The 17725-nt window shown below is 37.8% G+C and carries 18 protein-coding genes; 7 read left to right on the top strand and 11 right to left on the bottom strand.

Translation table 11 applies throughout. From position 1 onward, the window contains the following. Positions 1–10 precede the first annotated feature (10 nt). Positions 11–1747 (top strand): RagB/SusD family nutrient uptake outer membrane protein, encoded by a 1737-nt coding sequence (locus tag ABD676_RS14925; protein WP_344675535.1) that lies wholly within the window; start codon positions 11–13, stop codon positions 1745–1747. A gap of 102 nt (positions 1748–1849) precedes the next feature. On the opposite strand, the gene ABD676_RS14920 is transcribed toward ABD676_RS14925, so the two are convergent. Both ABD676_RS14920 and ABD676_RS14915 read right to left on the bottom strand, forming a co-directional pair. Continuing rightward, entirely contained in the window at positions 1850–2482 is a 633-nt protein-coding gene (locus ABD676_RS14920) for a hypothetical protein (RefSeq protein WP_344675534.1), read from the bottom strand. Beyond that, positions 2482–3018 carry an RNA polymerase sigma factor gene (locus ABD676_RS14915; RefSeq protein WP_344675533.1) on the bottom strand — a complete coding sequence of 179 codons (537 nt, stop codon included), beginning with the start codon at positions 3016–3018 and terminating at the stop codon, positions 2482–2484. Before ABD676_RS14915 ends, ABD676_RS14920 begins: the two co-directional genes overlap by 1 nt. Before the next feature lie 513 nt (positions 3019–3531). Here ABD676_RS14915 and ABD676_RS14910 point away from each other — a divergent pair. Then, complete coding sequence (locus ABD676_RS14910; protein WP_344675532.1) at positions 3532–3900, top strand: MmcQ/YjbR family DNA-binding protein; 369 nt, start codon at positions 3532–3534, stop codon at positions 3898–3900. On the opposite strand, the gene ABD676_RS14905 is transcribed toward ABD676_RS14910, so the two are convergent. After that, entirely contained in the window at positions 3897–4595 is a 699-nt protein-coding gene (locus tag ABD676_RS14905; RefSeq protein WP_344675531.1) for a LytR/AlgR family response regulator transcription factor, read from the bottom strand. The genes ABD676_RS14910 and ABD676_RS14905 overlap by 4 nt on opposite strands. Continuing rightward, entirely contained in the window at positions 4579–5652 is a 1074-nt protein-coding gene (locus tag ABD676_RS14900; RefSeq protein WP_344675530.1) for a sensor histidine kinase, read from the bottom strand. Before ABD676_RS14900 ends, ABD676_RS14905 begins: the two co-directional genes overlap by 17 nt. A 462-nt stretch (positions 5653–6114) precedes the next feature. Between ABD676_RS14900 and ABD676_RS14895 the strand changes: the two genes are divergently transcribed. After that, positions 6115–7242, top strand: a complete 1128-nt coding sequence (locus ABD676_RS14895; RefSeq protein WP_344675529.1) for a PCMD domain-containing protein — start codon at positions 6115–6117, stop codon at positions 7240–7242. After that, entirely contained in the window at positions 7242–8009 is a 768-nt protein-coding gene (locus ABD676_RS14890; protein ID WP_344675528.1) for a porin family protein, read from the top strand. The genes ABD676_RS14895 and ABD676_RS14890 overlap by 1 nt, the downstream gene beginning before the upstream one ends. 418 nt (positions 8010–8427) lie before the next feature. Here ABD676_RS14890 and ABD676_RS14885 read toward each other — a convergent pair whose 3' ends face one another. The 4 genes from ABD676_RS14885 to yiaA form a co-directional block, all read right to left on the bottom strand. Next, entirely contained in the window at positions 8428–8916 is a 489-nt protein-coding gene (locus tag ABD676_RS14885; protein ID WP_344675527.1) for a GDYXXLXY domain-containing protein, read from the bottom strand. After that, entirely contained in the window at positions 8903–9976 is a 1074-nt protein-coding gene (locus ABD676_RS14880; RefSeq protein ID WP_344675525.1) for a DUF4401 domain-containing protein, read from the bottom strand. Before ABD676_RS14880 ends, ABD676_RS14885 begins: the two co-directional genes overlap by 14 nt. A gap of 275 nt (positions 9977–10251) precedes the next feature. Then, the gene (locus ABD676_RS14875; protein WP_344675524.1) at positions 10252–10815 is read right to left on the bottom strand and encodes a DUF2157 domain-containing protein; all 564 of its coding nucleotides are present in this window, start codon (positions 10813–10815) and stop codon (positions 10252–10254) included. A 94-nt stretch (positions 10816–10909) separates the two neighbouring features. Beyond that, a complete protein-coding gene (gene yiaA, locus ABD676_RS14870) occupies positions 10910–11374 on the bottom strand; it encodes an inner membrane protein YiaA (RefSeq protein WP_344675523.1) in 465 nt (154 codons plus the stop codon). A gap of 115 nt (positions 11375–11489) precedes the next feature. Here yiaA and ABD676_RS14865 point away from each other — a divergent pair, with 115 nt between their 5' ends. The 3 genes from ABD676_RS14865 to ABD676_RS14855 all read left to right on the top strand — a co-directional run bounded on the left by ABD676_RS14865 (position 11490) and on the right by ABD676_RS14855 (position 15022). Further along, the gene (locus ABD676_RS14865) at positions 11490–13037 is read left to right on the top strand and encodes a hypothetical protein (protein ID WP_344675522.1); all 1548 of its coding nucleotides are present in this window, start codon (positions 11490–11492) and stop codon (positions 13035–13037) included. An 86-nt stretch (positions 13038–13123) separates the two neighbouring features. Then, complete coding sequence (locus ABD676_RS14860) at positions 13124–13909, top strand: hypothetical protein (protein WP_344675521.1); 786 nt, start codon at positions 13124–13126, stop codon at positions 13907–13909. A 6-nt stretch (positions 13910–13915) separates the two neighbouring features. After that, positions 13916–15022, top strand: coding sequence for a toxic anion resistance protein (locus tag ABD676_RS14855; protein WP_344675520.1), 1107 nt, complete (start codon positions 13916–13918; stop codon positions 15020–15022). 37 nt (positions 15023–15059) lie between these two features. On the opposite strand, the gene ABD676_RS14850 is transcribed toward ABD676_RS14855, so the two are convergent. From ABD676_RS14850 to fumC, 3 genes are all read right to left on the bottom strand, one after another. Then, complete coding sequence (locus ABD676_RS14850; protein ID WP_344675519.1) at positions 15060–15536, bottom strand: hypothetical protein; 477 nt, start codon at positions 15534–15536, stop codon at positions 15060–15062. Positions 15537–15752: 216 nt separating this feature from the next. After that, on the bottom strand, positions 15753–16187 hold the full coding sequence (locus tag ABD676_RS14845) for a fumarate hydratase (RefSeq protein ID WP_344675518.1): 435 nt from the start codon (positions 16185–16187) through the stop codon (positions 15753–15755). 100 nt (positions 16188–16287) lie between these two features. Continuing rightward, a complete protein-coding gene (gene fumC / locus ABD676_RS14840; RefSeq protein WP_344675517.1) occupies positions 16288–17685 on the bottom strand; it encodes a class II fumarate hydratase in 1398 nt (465 codons plus the stop codon). Between the last annotated feature and the right edge of the window lie 40 nt (positions 17686–17725).

Here is a 17725-nt window from a genome sequence, read left to right as displayed (position 1 = left end):
AATTGAAGTCATGAAAAAGAGATTTATATATATATTACTAGGTTCATTGACATTTTTGGGAATCCAATCATGTGATATCAATGAACTACCAGAGACGACCATGAATGATCAGAATTATTGGAATACAGTAAATGATTTACGCATGGCTGCCAATTATTTTTACACCACTTTGCCTGGGCTAACCACTGCGGATGCTCAGCAGGATGTGTGGTCTGGTTATGCTTATAAAGCAACTGGTTCTGAGGCACAGGTGAGCGATGGCTCTAGACCAACGGCTGTTACCAGTGCAGATTATAATTACTTTAGCATTTTTCAAGCAAATAAACTGATTGAAAAAGCGCCAAGTATCATTGAAAAAGGTGCGACAGAGAAAGAAGTAAACTATTATGTAGGTGAAGCCTATTTCTTCCGTGCCATGTATTATTTTGAAATGTTCAAGCGTTTTGGTGGTGTACCTTTGATTACCAAAACCTTGACAACCAACGATCCGGAAGTTTTTAATGCACGTGCAACACGTGAGGAAACTTTTAATCAGATTCTTGCTGATCTTGATAAATCCATCGAGCTACTTCGTACAAATGCGGAGACTATTAGTGCAAAGGAATACGGACGTATTTCAAAAACAGCAGCCTTAGCTTATAAGGCAAGAGTTGCCCTATTTGAAGGTACGCGTGAAAAATTCCATAAATATGGTGATGCTAATAAGCACTTGACCATTGCACGCGATGCTGCCAAACAGGTGATGGATTCCAAAGAGTATAGTTTGTTCACTCAACCTACGGTTGGTAAAAACGGAGAACGCTTAAATGAGGCTTATTTCAACCTGTTTCAGTTAGCAGGCGAAGGTAGTGCGAATAAGGAAAACATCATTGTACGACTTTATGGTGTAAACCGTGAGAACAACATCTCATCCAATACCATACAGCGTACCTACGAAGGACCAAATGTGAATCCAACGCAGAATTTCGTTGATTACTACCTAATGGCAGATGGACTTCCAATTACAAAATCACCATTATATAGTGAGCCTACTAAAACATCTACGCATTTAGGTTATTTCAGCAAAAAGGATCCTAGGATGAGCTTTACCATCTTTAAGAAAGGTGATGAGTTCATTGCTAGTACAAATTATATCTTACCTAACCCTAGAGCGCATCTTAGTGGTTTTGGTGTAAGAAAGTATGCCAATAAGGAGTATTGGAACCTTTCATCATCTTTTATTGATAAACCGGTCTTGCGTTATGCGGAAGTATTATTGACTTATGCAGAGGCAACTTATGAGCTGAATAATGCTATATCAGATGCCGATTTAGATCTAACAATCAATTTAATTCGCGCACGTTTACCGCAGATTAATGTAGGTACTGATGCTGCACCTAATTTTGTTGATATGCCTAAGTTAACCAATGCATTTGTCAGTGCGAATGGTTTAAAAATGCAAGATGAAATCCGTAGAGAGCGTTTGGTAGAATTGGCATTTGAAGGATTTGCATATTGGGATTTAATCCGTTGGAAAACTGCGGAGACAGAATTAATAAAGCCACGTCTAGGAAGTTACTTTTTCACGGAGTATTTATCAGCACCCGGAGAGAAATGGGCAGCCTCGACACCAGTGGATAGCAAGAATTACATCATGCTGCAAGATGCTAAGTTGAGGAAGTTTGATCCGGAGAAGGATTATCTATGGTCAATCCCTACAAGTGAGATTACCATCAATCCGAAGATTGAACAAAATCCTAAATGGTAAAGAAAACATATAGTAATTGTTAAATAAGATAGGGGCCAAGTCTAATTAGATTGGCCCCTTGATTTTTACCTCTTCTTGTATTATAAAATTGAAAATCTTCTATTATTTTACTTGAATCCATAGGCTTCCACTATTCCCTTTCCAAGTGATTTTATCTTGAATAAAGCCCTGTAAGACTTTACTTAATTCAGGATCGGTAGATTCTATAATTTGAACTGATTTTGCTTTTCCATTCTCCACCAAGAATTTAAGCCTTACCTCTGCAGGACCTTTATAATCTCTTAATTCAGAGTTCAACTCTTCGTTAAATTGATTCATACCCAATACAGGCTGTGCATCCGATGCCGTTAATTCGGTTGTACTTACGCGCATTTCCTGTTCCATCAACAAGACTTCGGTATTTTCATTTGGTCTTTGTTGATTCAAATACTTAAATAGAATTAGGGAACAAGCAACCATAAACAATACTGCTGCTGCAAGTCCAATAGTTAGCCTTTGCCAACTGTAGAATCGTTTGGTCTTATCGAGCGCCTTGGATTCCAATTTACGGGCCAGTCGTTGCTGAAGAATGCTCAATTGCTGACGATCAACCCCCTGTTGAAGCCGATAACCATCAATGGCATCTTGTAAAAAAGGATCCTCCAATGCCTCTTTTTCCATGGCATACATCTCCTCCTTACTCATGAGCCCCATGACGTAATTGTGGATCCTCGATAATTGGTAATTATTTTCCATTACTTCTTCTCCATACAAATTTTTAAATTCCGCCTCCCATTTTGGATATAGCTTTTTACTTTTGCCAAATCATATCCCGTCATGTCGGCGATTTCCTTATAACAACGCTGCTCCAGATAAAACATGCGGATACATTGTTCTTGTTCTTCATTCAATGTAGCCATGCAGCTTTCAAGCTTTTCAAAATCCTGCTCATCCCATTTCTTCTCCTCATCAGCGCGCATGTGAAGCTCGGATTCGTATAAGTTTTCCTCAATATCAACCTTGGTGACCTGCTTAGCCTTACGCAATTGCATCAAACAATAGTTCCTTGCATAAACATATAACCAACTCTTAAAGTTATCTACCTCATATATGCGTAACTTGTCAATCAGCTCGTCAAAAATTTGCATAACGGCATCCTGACTCTGCTCCACATCCTGTAGATACTTATAGCAAACCCCATATAGCAAAGACATGTAAGGCGAATACAGCTTTCCCAAGGTGTCCAGGTTACCCGTATGCTTGTAGTGTAATAATAACTCCTTTTCGTCCATGCTTATAAATGCTTCATCTTAATGATGTTTTAAGATAACAAATTCCATAAAGAAAATAGAGAAATCTTCTTTATTATAAGACTTACATGCAGTTCCACTGTATTATTTTCAGGCTATATATTGATCTATATCTTCCTCCATATTTCTTTATGTTTGCTTCGTGACTCTTAGGGAATTTCATAGGATCTGATAGGGATCTTGTTCGGATCTCGTTCGGTCGGAACCGAACGAGATCCGAAGGAGTTCCGAACAAGTTCCGAAGGAGATCCGAAAGAGTGTCGAAGAAAACCACTGAGAGAGACAGTTAGACAACAGACCAATGACAACAGATTTTAGACCGCTACGCTATTAGATAGGAGATATAATGGGGGGTGTGTTACTTACAACTCCGATCAAAACGAACAGTCTACTTGACGATGTTTTTTGTGTATTGTGTGATATGTCTAGCTTGAAAATCCTTACTTTTAGCTAGGCAAACCTTTTGCCTATTGAAAAACATGCTAATAGTAGGTTATGAATATTGAAGAATTACGTGATTATTGTTTGCTTAAGCCATATACTTTGGAGGATTCACCATTTGGGCCGGAGCATTTAGCTTTTAAAATAGCTGGAAAAGTGTATTTGTTAGTAGGTTTGGATCAAATCGATGAGTTGCGGTTTAATGTCAAATGCGATCCAGAGTATGCTGTAGAGCTCCGGGAGAAATACGATCAGACGGTTATTCCTGGTTATCATATGAACAAAAAGCATTGGAATACCGTGTATGCCAACCGAGAATTAAACGATGCAGCGGTTTATAAACTGATTGATCACAGTTATGAGTTGATCCTAAATGGCTTGCCTAAGTCGCAACGTGAAAAGCTCAAGGAGGAATTTTCTTAGGGTATGATTACTTCTTTTACTGATTTGGCATAGCTCGCACCTATTGGTAGTTCCTGTTGGAATACCCATAGGTTTTGGCGGTCTAATTTTTCGATATGGCTGCGGTTGACGATAAAGGATCGATGAATTTGTATGAAGTTATGCTCGGCATTCTCTTGCAGAAACTCCTTGATTGTCATTCGGGCTAATACCTCTTGGTCTGGAAGATGGAATCGGATGTAATTTCCTACAGCTTCGATATAGCCCACCTCATCCAGGTTAACTTTTATCAATTTATAACCATCCTTGACGTAAATCGTCTGATCCTTATCTAAAACACCTTTTAGTTCTAAGATTTCTTTGGCTCGTTGACAGGCTTTTTCAAAACGATCAAAAGAATAGGGTTTTAGTAAATAGTCCAAGGCTTCTAATTCAAAGCCTTCTAAGGCATAATCTGGATATGCCGTGGAGAAGATAACCATTGGTTTCACTTCCATTGTTTTATAGAAATCGATGCCACTAATATCAGGCATTCTAACATCTAAGAATAACAAATGAACCTCATTTTCCTGAAGATATTTGTTTGCCGTCTTGGCGCTATGAAAGGCTTGTTCCAACTGAATGAAGGGAACCTGCGCAGCAAAGCGCTTGATGATGTCCAATGCGATTGGTTCATCATCTAATGCGATAGCTTTAATTCTAATTTCCTTGTTCATTTTGTTCTTCTACCTCTTTATTGTTTGATCCAACCTTTAAATCGACTGTAAGGAAAACAAAGAATTCTTGTTGATTCTGCTCAATGACTAGCAAGTGTTTTCCGGGATAAAATATGTTCAATCGGGATTGTACATTCTCTAATCCGATACCCGATTTGTTTCTTTCCAAGTCCGTTCCCTCTAGTTGATGTATGCTGTTGTAAACAGAGAATTTCAATTGTTGATCTTGTATTTCAGCATTCACTTTAATCCATGATGGCTCCTCCATACTGATGCCATGTTTAAAAGCATTTTCCACAAAGGGAATCAATAGCATAGGACTGATGTAGAAGTTTTCTGTAGGATCAACGATGTCAGATTCGATTTTCACCGATGGTATATTTTCCACGCGAAGGCTTTGAATCGCCACATATTCTCGGAGGTAATTCAAATCTCTGGATAGTAGGATATAGTCTTGTTGGTTTTCAAACAGCATAAAGCGCATCATTTGGCTTAGGCGTTGCACGCTATCAGCTGTACGTGCTGCATCTTCTTGTAAGGCAATTCCGTATATGGAGTTCATGACGTTGAAGAGGAAATGCGGATTGATCTGAGATTGCATTAATTTCATTTCCGCCGTTGTTTTTCCAAGATCCTTTTTCAAGTCGGCAATGGTCTGCCTTTTGAACTTATTCTTGGAAAAATAATACATACTGAAAGGAACTACGATCAGGATAGTGATGATCCCGGCAACAATAATTTTATCGGAATAACGACCATGAATAAGGGTAATTAATGCTATAAATGGCAGATACCCAAGAATAGAAAAGAGGATATTCAACAAATAGAATTCGGGTTCAATGATTTTCCTTTTCTGCAGGTTGATAATCAAATAGTAATTGTTGATGGCAAAGAGGTAATAAGCATAGGGTATCAACAAGGCTATGGTGCTGAAACGAGGTTTGAATAAAACAATCGTCATAAAAATGATAACGGTGATCCCGATTACCAGAAATACCTCAATGCTGATACGCCTAGAATTTGAAGGCTTATTATTTGGTTCTTGTATGCTGTTCATGAGTTTTGATGTTTAAAAATAAGAAATTGTTTTGGCTAGAGTGACCAATTAAAGAATTATCGATGCTGTTGTTCATAATTGGGAAAAGCAGCTGCAGGAATTGTTCATTACTTTGCAAATTAGCATAAGCCTTGTTTTCCTTAAAAAGGACTTGGTTTACTTTTGGGGACTCCTGAAACAGGTTTAAGCACAGGTTGATAAGGAAATAAAATAACATACGATATCTAATTCAATGTTCTTACTATGTTTTGCTAGGACAATATTAAGTCAAGCAAATTGCTACACTAAATTTTTGTGATGAATGCTGGGAAATTAATGACCAATGGTTAATATGAATGTAAAAATTCCCTTGCGTTATAGAATTAAAGCCTTTTTACTGCCCTTATTGACCTTAAGAAGGGTATATTTGCTCAAACTCTTTTGCCCATCAAAAGAGGAGTGGAATTTATTTTACATTACATCATGCCTTACAAAAAACTATTATGGCCATTGGCAGGCCTGTTGCTTTTTTTATCCAGTTGTATTAAGGAGGAAGCAGCGAACATGGAAGCTGACATTACCGCAGTTCAAATTGCAGATTCAGTTATCAACGCCAAGCCGATCATCAATAATCGAAATGTCGTGATCTACATTAAGCCAGGAGAGCTTGATCTAAAAGATTATGCATTGAACTTCGATTTAACACCAGGAGCGACAATTGTTCCAGCATCAGGGTCTAAACAAGATTTTACGAAACCTGTATTTTATGAAGTGACCTCTGAAGATGGTCAGTTCAGCAAGAGATATGCTGTCTCATTATTGGAGTCTTCCGTACCTACAGCTTTTGATTTTGAGCTCTTTGGTCAGGACGAGAAGAAGAATTGGGTTTATTTTTATGAAAACGTGGAAGGGATACCACAAAGTCTATGGGCGTCTGGAAACTCCGGTTTCGCATTTACTGCAGGAAATAATCCAACCATGCAATCTTACCCAACACAAGTGACAGAAGAGGAGGAATATGTGGTCAATGGTAAGCATGCCTTGTATCTAGAGACGAAGTCTACTGGTTTTCTAGGAGGAATGGTGAAGAAACCTATTGCTGCTGGAAACTTGTTCATCGGTTCTGTGTTCACTAAATCCATTATCGATATTCAGACACGTTTTGGATTGCCTTTTAACCATGTTCCCGATAGTTTTGAGGGATACTACCAATATACTCCTGGAAAGAAAGTAATCGATAAGAACGGCAAGGAAGTGCTGACAACGGACGAGTGTGATATTTATGCGGTATTGTTTGATCGTGTAGCTTTAATGAAAGCGACGGAGAATGATGCAGTTGATCCGGCACGTACCTGGTTAAATGATCAAGATGTATTGACGAGTCCTCATATAGTCGCTATTGCCAAGATTGAGAATTCAGCGGCAACACCAAATGCCATGCAGAAGTTTCATGTTCCTTTTGAATTTAAACGTCAAATCAGTAAAGCGGAGGCGGAGTCCTTCCAGTACAGTATAGCTATTGTACTTTCATCGAGTAAATACGGTGCCATTTTTCAAGGTGCAGTAGGGAGTAAATTAATTGTGGACAACTTGAAAATCAACGTAAAGTAATGCAGTTTAAAATCAATCATATCAAAATGATGGCTGTTGCCATCGTGGGGATGCTATGTGTTCAGTTTTCCCAAGCACAGCAATTAGAGGCTGGAAAGTTTCAGTTTGATGCCGAAGCGGGAACTAAAATTGGAGGAGCATCACCATTAAGCTTGCCTGTAGAAATTAGAGAAATAAAATCATATCGTCCAGCAGCGCCATTCTATGTAGGTGCCAAGGTGAGCTATGCCATTACTAACAAATGGGCAGTTCGCTCAGGGTTGGTGTTTGAAGGTAAAGGGATGAAAACAGAAGCGAATGTTAAAGCGTATAAAACAACCTTTAATGCGGATGAAGACCCTAACCAAAATGTTAAAGGATATTACTATGGTGATATTTCCACCAATGTAGAGAACCTATATTTGACCATTCCTGTACAAGCGCAGTATCAATTGTCCGAAAGCTGGAGTTTATTGGCTGGACCTTATGTTTCCTTTGCAGTAAACCGTAGGTTTTATGGCGAGGCAATTGAGGGATATATCCGTGATGAAACTCCAACAGGGGAACAAATCGGAATTGCTAATGCAGCCTATAGCTTTGACCGTAGCATCCGTAAGGTTGATGTAGGGATGAGCATTAGCGGAAAATATGATTTCGCAAAACGCTATTATGCAACTGCACAGTTTGACTATGGTTTTAATAATATCATGAAAGTCGGATTTGAGAGTATCAGCTTCCCGCTTCATAATATTTTTATGAATGTAGGCTTGGGGATAAGGGTTTTTTAAGCCCTGCGGGCAGTATCTAGTAATCAGTATTTAGTAGTTAGACCTATTGGCGGGATAGATTTTATGGAACGCTATAACGGTCGAAGCATGCTTCGACCCTACGGATATGGTGGTTTGGAATAATAAAATCACGATTGTTTGTAGGGGCGATGCATGCATCGCCCGCTATTAGCACGAATACATAAAATCACAATTTTAATATATAGCTGTTGGTTTCATGTTGATCGGGCGGACATTCCGTTCGTTTTCGTCGGGGATTAATCCCCTTCCCTCAAACTCACTCAGTACCGCCCCTACCTAACGTGCTAACTAGAAAGTTTGTTTGTAAATGACGCTACTGCTATCCCGCCAATAGGTCTAAATACTCCGTACTAAATACTTAATACTGCCCGCAGGGCTCAGGTCTCATATCTTCTACCTACTCAATCAACCTCCGGTTTTTATCATACAGGCCTATCAATAGGCTGTTTCCATTTTCATCGATTCTTAGTCCGCCATATTCGGCTTTTTCGTATCGTTCTGCGGTTCCTTCTTCAAAAAAGAATGATTCAGCGCCTATATTAATTCCCCAGAGGGTAGGGCGTGTATATTCTATTAAATACTCGTCTTTGGCTAATGGTGTTTTTCCTTCCTGATATCTTACGCGGTGGCCAACCTCTTGTTTATCTAGTTTAACAACACAGAAGCCTCTTTTTGGAATGGTGTCAGTCCAAAGATTATCAGCGATCGCATAGTTCAATCGCATATAATCACCTTGCATCAAGGATCTGGGATCTACTGGTGCTAGTTTTAATAAAACTAGCTTTCCATCCTTTAGAATTTCCTCTTTCTTTGCAACGGAGTAATTGAAGTAGATTAATAACAGAAAGAGATTTACGACAATGAATACGATTTTATATGTTTTCATGGTTTTTCAATTTTTTGTTGTTCAGTAGGTAGATTAACAAATAAAGTGCTCCTGAAGCCATCATAATAACTGACTTCCAAAGTAAACTTATACTGAGGTCATAATAGAATTGCCCAAGGCAGTAGAGGAAGCCAGCAAGCGCTAGGATATAGCCTGTTTTATAATTCACCTGGAAACAGATCAAACCAATTAATAAACTGCCTGAAATAGCCGGAGATACACTGGTTAAGGATAAGCTAATTGCAATGATAGCTAGAGTCAGATAACGGAAACTGTCCGAACGATAATCTTGATTTTTTAACAGATTGAATAAAATAACGATTGTTAGTACTATGAATATTCCTGAACAAACAATTTTAAACGTTATTTCCGTGAAGAATAAAGATCCTGCGGCAGTGGCTACTAATGACCCAATAAAGGCTAGTGTAAATGCCGTGCGCAAGGGGAGATATCGAGCCGCCATTCCTTCGGAGAAATGGAGAAGCTTCGCTTCGTTTAATAGGAAGAATACGGACAATAAGCCTAATGGGATGATAAGGATAAATAGGTATTCTTCTGGTATTCGATCTACCATGCTTGCAAAAATTCCCCAAACAGCGATAAGTACAGCTGCGAAATTTAAAATATAACTCCGAGTTATAAAAATACAAGAAATGGCCAACACAGCTATTAATAGCGCCATGCTGCTAAAGCTAAGACCAAGCTGATCGGTTGAAACGCCTAACATAAAAAAGGCGAGTAAAAACATACAGACACTAATGCTGTCAAAGAAAATCTTGTCCGTAAGTTTGTTTAAAATTAATGACCCGGTCAATAGGACGATCCCACCAATCAAAAGACCCTCTTTTGATTCAAATAGATTGGCGGCATATAAAAAAATCAAGAAGGCTATAAAAGCCATTACCGCCCCTACAATTGATAAGATTTTAATAGCCAAAGATTGGTCGTTTCGTTGATCGGCATAAGCTTTTTTAATCTGTATAAGGTCGATCTTTAAAGGACCTGTGTTAATGGATTCAAAATAATCCAATTTGTCCTGATATATATTCGTATTATTCATGGCTATGTTTCTTTTGTAATGAAATGAAAAAGCGGACCAGAACTGTCACTGCGATAATATTGAATAGGCCAATCGTAAATATCATTTCCTCAGATTCTGAATAATGCAACAGGAATGTGGAGATGATAATCATCAGACTCAAGGAAATGCTGGTCAGGAAGAAAATTTTACGATACTTCAGTCCATAAATTATTCCTAAGCTGTATAGATAAATTAGAAGTATGCTGATTACTGGGGTAGCTGCTGGATAATTTTGTATAAAGGCATTAAGCATGCTAATGGTTCCCAATGGTTAAAAGAGAAAATGCAAATATCCAACTCCAATCAGCAGCTACTTGTTGAAAATAGAGAAGGAAAGTCGTGTTTATCAATGCGATGAAAAGGATCCATAGTGGAGGGAATTTGGAGATAATGGTCCAAATGGCGATGAATATGGTCCATGCTAGAAAGAAGTCATAGGCATTTGCCCCGGTTTGATAAACTTGACCAAATACTGCGAATAGCACACCTACCAACATAGCGGTGGCTGTGAGTATAATGTTCTTGATCGTTTCGTTGGTTTTTAGGAAAAGAGTTAAGCTTACTGCCGCTAGCAGTAGACCTTGTATAATCCCCATCTTTACAAACTTGTGTAGGTCTTGCCAATTGTAGGCAAAGAAGAAAATAATGCCCAAGCACAGAAAGCCTAGACCCAGTATCAATAAAGAGAATCGAAAAAAATCATCCCAATTCTTCTTGTGCTGATAGACTTCCTCTTCTAAGGATTGTTGAGTTGCTTTTTGGGATAGACTGCTGTTGCGAGCAAAAATGTGAATATCACGTCGATCTATATTTTTCATGGTGTGATTTGAGGATTATGCAATTTTATGTTGGTTATGACGCATAAAAAACCTTACAGGCCTGCCTAGCAGGCGCTGCAAGGTAACCGCTAAGTTAATTATCTTTATCCTTAAACAGTTTGGCATCACGCGTGTTTTTTTGTACGGCAATTGCAGCAAAAACACTCAACATGAAGGAAATACCATAAAATCCTTTTTCACTCAATAATAAATCTGCATTCCATAATCCTACAACAAGGAGGACAATCGAGGCAATGGTAGCAAACCAGCTTAGTCCATAATACAGTTCAGTTACTTCTAATCCTTCGGCTTTATCTCTTACGCTCTTCTGAACAGAGATAACTGAGAATAGCCCAAATAATAAGATGGTGAAATAATAACCTTTTTCATTCAACTGCATTTCTGCATTCCATAATCCAATACAATAGGCAACTGTGCCTGTCATTAAAGCCAACCAAGATGCGCCTATAAAGGCAGCGGTTGGTTTAAATGGATTTCTTTTATCATCATTAGTTTTGATGTTAAATAATTCTTCTGTGTTTTGATTTAGCGGTTCCATATCTTTTCGTTTTAATGATTACTATGCTAGCAAAGATGCGGTAGAATGATCGGGTATTAAAGCTAATATTTATATAATACTGACGATATAAATCTGTATATTTAATCTTATTTTATTGAAATACATAAAAGGTATGGATGCTATTTCTGATTTAGTTAATCTATTGAATGACACTGAAAGGATAGATTTTAGGGCTTATTTAAAGAAAAAGAATAAGCGCCATGATGTAAAAAATGTCCGTCTATTTGATTTGATAGAAACTGACGATATAAATGCTATAAATAAGCTGTATAAATCTGCAAAAAATAGGGATTCATACCATGCTTTACGAAAGCGACTCCAGGAAAACCTGTTGTCATTCATATCGCAAAAGGTATTTGAAAAGCATCAGCATGCGGATTATGAATTGCTTCGATTGTTAGTCGTTTCGCGGTATTTATTAGAAAATAATTTAGCAAGATTAGGTTTTCGTTGCTTGGATAGGGCAGAGGGAATTGCGGAAAATCAAGAATCCTTTAGTGTGTTACAAGAGATTCTAATGTTAAGATTGCAATTTGCCCATTTAGATGAAAACTTAGATTTGGAAAACCTTTCCAGTCGATTCTTATTAAATCAAGGGCATTTAATAAGAGAGTCTAAGATGCAGCTTGCGTATGCGTTTATAAGGAGGGAATTGAATGAGATTCAATTGAAGGGAAAAGTAATTGACTTGACCAAACTGATAGAAGAGGTGATTCGGAGGTATAAGATTGCGGTTGTGGATTTCATGAGTTATAAGTCCTTGTATCATATTCTATTTATCGCCAATGAATATGCGCATATTAATCAGAATTTTGGCCTTGTAGAAAAGTATGTCAGGAAGTCTTATCAGATAATTGAATCCCAGATGGGAGATAGCACTGGGCAAGTCTATTATCGACTCTATGTACTTTATTACCTCGCCAACTTTAATCTTCGGTCTCGAGATTTTCAAAAGTCTCTGTCGTATTTGGAGTCAATGGATCTGTTGTTAGGGGAGCATAAGGATTTTCATGGGCAATTTTACTACCGTAAGCAATTGTTGCTGGCATTGAACCTGCATTTTAGTGGAGAAGCTGAACAGGCCAATGAGGTTCTGGATGCAGCATTGGCAATGAAGAGTGCAAAGGCGAAATTGGAAGATTATTACGATCTGCAATTGTGTAAGGTTATGTTTCAAGCGCAACGTGGTGATCGGAAATGTTTGTCTGGCATCGCAATGATTAATCATAGTGATACTTGGTTGGAAAAGAAACTCGGGATGCTATGGACCATTCGGAAAAGCTTATTGGAGATATTAATTTATGCTGATTTTAGTAGTATGGATCTGGCTTCGGCCCGAATTAAGAGCTTTAGGAGAAGGTATAGGAAGTATTTGATTCAGACCCATGAGGAGAAAGTTCTCGACTATGTGTCTCTGTTGGAAAAGTATTTTGTAAATCCTGCTATTTTGCACAACAAAAGTTTCCAATCGAGGGTTATTAAATTGTTGGAACTGGAAGAAAATAGGGATTTGTTTAACCTGAGTTTTATTACTTGGATAATTGCCAAGTGGGAAAAAGCAGATTCTTACGAACTGACATTGAAATATTTGGAAGATCAGTCTGGAATATTCACCGACAAAAATGACGTAATGGCAGGATAAATTGCGCCAATTACCTAGTTTTTACTTTACAGTGTGTGAATGGAATAAGAATTGGTGTATTTTTATAAAAATAATTAAATTAGAGAATGGGTTGGGCAACAAAGAAAAATAAGGCTTGGGAAATGAGGCAACTGCTGTGGACTGCTATATCCATCGTTTTGTTTATTCCTTTACCTATACATATTCATCCATTAGTGATGATGTCACAAGCAAAGAAATCAAAGGTTCGTTCTTGGTATGCAGCAGCATGGATATTGTTGGCTATCGAAATAGGATTGATGGTGTCATTCTTTACCTTCTTTGGGACATTAAGTCAAGCCATGTTATTTACTTTGGGTGGCTCTATGCTTTCCTATGTAGTTGGTAATGCGTTATTGCTGAATCAGGCGAAGCCTTATTTGCAACGCTTGGAGTTGGCAGAAGTAAGACCATTGCATTGGATTTCAACGCCAAATGCACAAAAGCAATTGGAAATATCAGCACCTACTATTGATACTCCACAACTGTTTGTGGAACGACTGTTACACTGGCGTAAGGAAATTGAAAACAGAAATATTCAAAAGGACATTGATAATATTCTTCGCTTATTTCAGCTTTTAGAGAAAAAGGATAGCCGAGAAGCAGAGAAGTTTCTAGTAAGGCATTCGACCATTGTAAATGTATTGATGCAGTACGATGAGTTGGAGAATGCTCGTTTGAATAATATGACCACGACAGAGTCAAAGAATAAACTAGAGGATGTCATCCGTCAAGCAGCTATAGCTGTAGAACAAGAAGTAACCAATCAATTTAAAATGGGAATGTTGGATGTGTCAGCGGAAACTGATGTGTACTTGCAAACCTTAAAAAGTAGAAACCTTTTAAAAGACTAAAAGCATATGGCAAATTTAGATTTGACGAATTTGAATGATGATCAAGGGCAAAATAAACCGGCAGATGTAAGTGTGAACTTTACTGCAGAGGAAAAGGCCTTGATTCAACAATATAAAGATAAAATCAATTTGAAATCAACAACTGACATCATTCAATATGGTGTTGGTGCGCAGAGTAACGTGAGTAACTTCTCCAATGAGATTCTAAAGCAAGTACGTACAAAGGATATGGGTGGTGCTGAGGATATCTTGGTAAACCTACGCTCTGAAATTCGGGATTTTGATGAAAAGGTGAATAAAAAACCCTTGATTCCTTTCTTTGATAATATTAAGAAGAAAATTGGCCGTATGCGTACGGAGTACGCTTCTGTAGAGAAGAATATACATAGTATCGAGTTGAAATTGGAAGGCCACTATAAGAACTTGGCTAAGGATGTAAACATCTTCGATAAACTATTCGTACAGAATCAGCAGTATTTTAAAGATCTATCATTACATATTCAAGCTGGAGAGGAAAAGCTTCAAGAAGTAATGAATACAACACTTCCTGATTTAAAGAGAGAGGCTGAGGAGACTGGTGATCAACATAAAATTCAGGAGTACAAAGATTTGGAACAGCATGTAGTACGTTTTGAGCGTAAATTGCACGACTTAAAACTAACGCGTATGGTGGTGTTGCAGACTGCTCCTCAGATCCGGATGATTCAGAGCAATAGCAGCTCCTTAATGGAAAAGATTCAATCCAGTATCGTCAATACACTTCCATTGTGGAAGAACCAAATGGTATTAACCCTTGGTATTGCACATGCGCAAAGTGCATTAGATGCACAACGTGCCATTACGGATGCGACTAATGAGTTGTTGAAGAAAAACTCTGAGATGCTGAAAGAGGCGACTATCAATGTGGCTAAGGAAACTGAACGCGGAATCATTGATATGGATACGATTAAGAAAGCAAATACCGATATTATCACTACCATTGAAGAGGTGTTACGAATTCAAAAGGATGGTCGTGAGAAACGTAAAGTTGCAGAGCAAGAGTTAATCCAGGCAGAGTCTGAATTGAAAGGACACTTATTGAAATCATCGGATGAAACCCGATTGATCAATTAAGTTTTATTACGATATTAATTTATGAAGGGCATCCCAATTATGGGGTGTCTTTTTTTATTTCAATTCCCTTCATGTACGGAGGAGTATGAGCATCTTTTAATTTTGTTGGAAGCTCATTCTCTTTGTAGTTAATCAAGTAGGTATTAACGATATCAAAATACTTTAATTTAGTAGTCTGATAGGGAGTAATATTCGATTCTAACATCGGTATGTAATTATAAAAAACCACAGAATCTCTGTTTTTGAATTTATTATCGGCAATATATTTCTCAAACAACTCAGGATTCTTCTTAATCAAATTAATATTCTTTTGGTACTCTTTCTTAAAGACAGCTACTGACTTCAGTTTACCATCTTTTTCCAATTGCTTTCGACCCATGGGGTCATTATACTGCTCTAAATTTCTTTTAGAAGATAAAAGATCTTGAAGTACTTGATCTGGCTTGATTGTTTGTGCCTTTACCATAAAGGTTCCACAAAAGACCAATAAAAGGCTGGAGATCGTAATTTTCATGGTGTTTAAAATTTTATAATTAGCTGATGTAAATATATAGAATAAACTGAAAACATTAATTGTAGTAATATAAAGCAAGTTAACTTTACAGATCTTTATAGAAAGAAGGCTACAAAAAGGAGTGATCAATGATCTGAGTAGAAATAAAAAAATCCTTTAAGACTTGAATGTCTTAAAGGATTGGATCTCTTTAAATCGAGATAATATCTTATTAGCTTACATTTCCCAGCGTTTCTTCGGTACGCAAGTAATGTCTGCTACTTTTTTCAAAATGATAGGTCTGGCCTCAAATCTATTCTCTAAGACAATGCTGTCTTTGCCAGCATAAGCAATTTTAAATCTGGGAACATAAGGTCCTGAACGGTAACATCCGGAAATCTTTTGTTTACCATTTGGTTTGGTATAAAGGCCTTCCACAATGATACTGTCACCACGTTGAACATATACCGCTTTGGCATATTCGGTCCAATTTCCATCACCATAACAGCTGTCTGGGATAGTTTTTACCTTATTATGTACGTGGAAGGTAGCATACATAGAATCACAAGTAATCTTGAAATCATGTAAGGTATAATTGAGAGTTTGGGAAGTATCAACTTTACTATCTTGTTTCCAAACGCCTTGAAAGAATGCTGCACCTTCGGTTTGCATCTCCGAATGTCTTACGCAGCTGCTAAATAGAAAAAGTATACCTATCAATGATAGGTACACTTTTTTATAAGAATATGTATGTTTCTTGTAATTCACTAGCTTATTTTAAACTACCTACCATATCTTCAGGTTTAACCCACTCATCAAACTCTTCGGCAGTAACATAACCTAAAGCGATAGCTGTTTCCTTCAAAGTAGAATTGTTTTTATGTGCTGTTTGTGCAATCTCTGCAGCTTTGTAGTATCCGATTTTAGTGTTTAAAGCAGTCACTAACATCAATGAATTATCTACTAATTCCTTAATACGTGCGTAGTTTGGCTCAATACCAATAGCACAGTGCTCTTCAAATGAAATACATGCATCACCAATTAAACGAGCAGACTGTAAGAAGTTTGCTGCCATTAATGGTTTGAACACGTTCAACTCGTAGTGACCTTGAGTACCACCAATCGTGATAGCCACATCATTACCCATTACTTGTGCAGCTACCATAGTAAGGGCTTCACATTGTGTTGGATTAACTTTACCTGGCATAATTGATGATCCTGGTTCATTCTCAGGGATAATGATTTCACCAATTCCTGAACGAGGACCAGAAGCTAACATACGGATGTCATTAGCGATTTTATTTAAAGAAACTGCTAATTGTTTTAAAGCACCGTGCGTTTCTACGATAGCATCGTGAGCAGCTAATGCTTCAAATTTATTCTCAGCAGTTACAAATGGAAGACCTGTGAATTCAGCAATGTATTTTGCTACCACTACATCATATCCATTAGGCGTATTTAATCCTGTACCTACTGCAGTACCACCCAAAGCAAGTTCGCCAAGGTGTGCTAAGGTGTTTTTTAACGCTTTTAAGCCGTAGTTTAACTGCGCTACATAACCTGATAATTCCTGACCTAAAGTTAAAGGAGTCGCATCCATTAAGTGCGTACGACCAATTTTAACAACTTTCATGAATTCATCGGATTTCTTTTTTAAGGTATCACGAAGCTTCTCTACTCCAGGGATAGTTACATCAATCACGGCTTTGTAAGCTGCAATGTGCATTCCAGTAGGGAAAGTATCATTAGATGATTGCGATTTATTAACATCATCATTTGCTTTTAATACAGGCTCACCTTCACCGATTTTGCCTCCCGCTAATACTTGAGCACGGTTTGCTACAACCTCATTGACATTCATGTTTGACTGCGTACCTGATCCCGTTTGCCAAATTACTAATGGGAATTGGTCATCAAGCTTTCCTGCTAAGATTTCATCACACACTGCTGCAATAGCATCACGCTTCTCCACAGGTAAAACACCTAATTCGTGGTTAGCATATGCTGCTGCTTTCTTTAAATATGCAAAGCCGTCAATGATTTCTTTTGGCATGGATGCTGCCGGACCTATCTTAAAGTTATTACGTGATCTTTCGGTTTGGGCTCCCCAGTATTTGTCTGCTGGTACTTGTACTTCGCCCATCGTGTCTTTTTCGATTCTGAATGACATAATTACAAATGTTTTAGTAGGGCAAATCTAAGCAAAATAT

Origin of the sequence: Sphingobacterium kyonggiense, assembly GCF_039536825.1 — a bacterium.
Taxonomy (GTDB): domain Bacteria; phylum Bacteroidota; class Bacteroidia; order Sphingobacteriales; family Sphingobacteriaceae; genus Sphingobacterium; species Sphingobacterium kyonggiense.
This window is presented reverse-complemented; position numbering and strand designations above follow the sequence as displayed.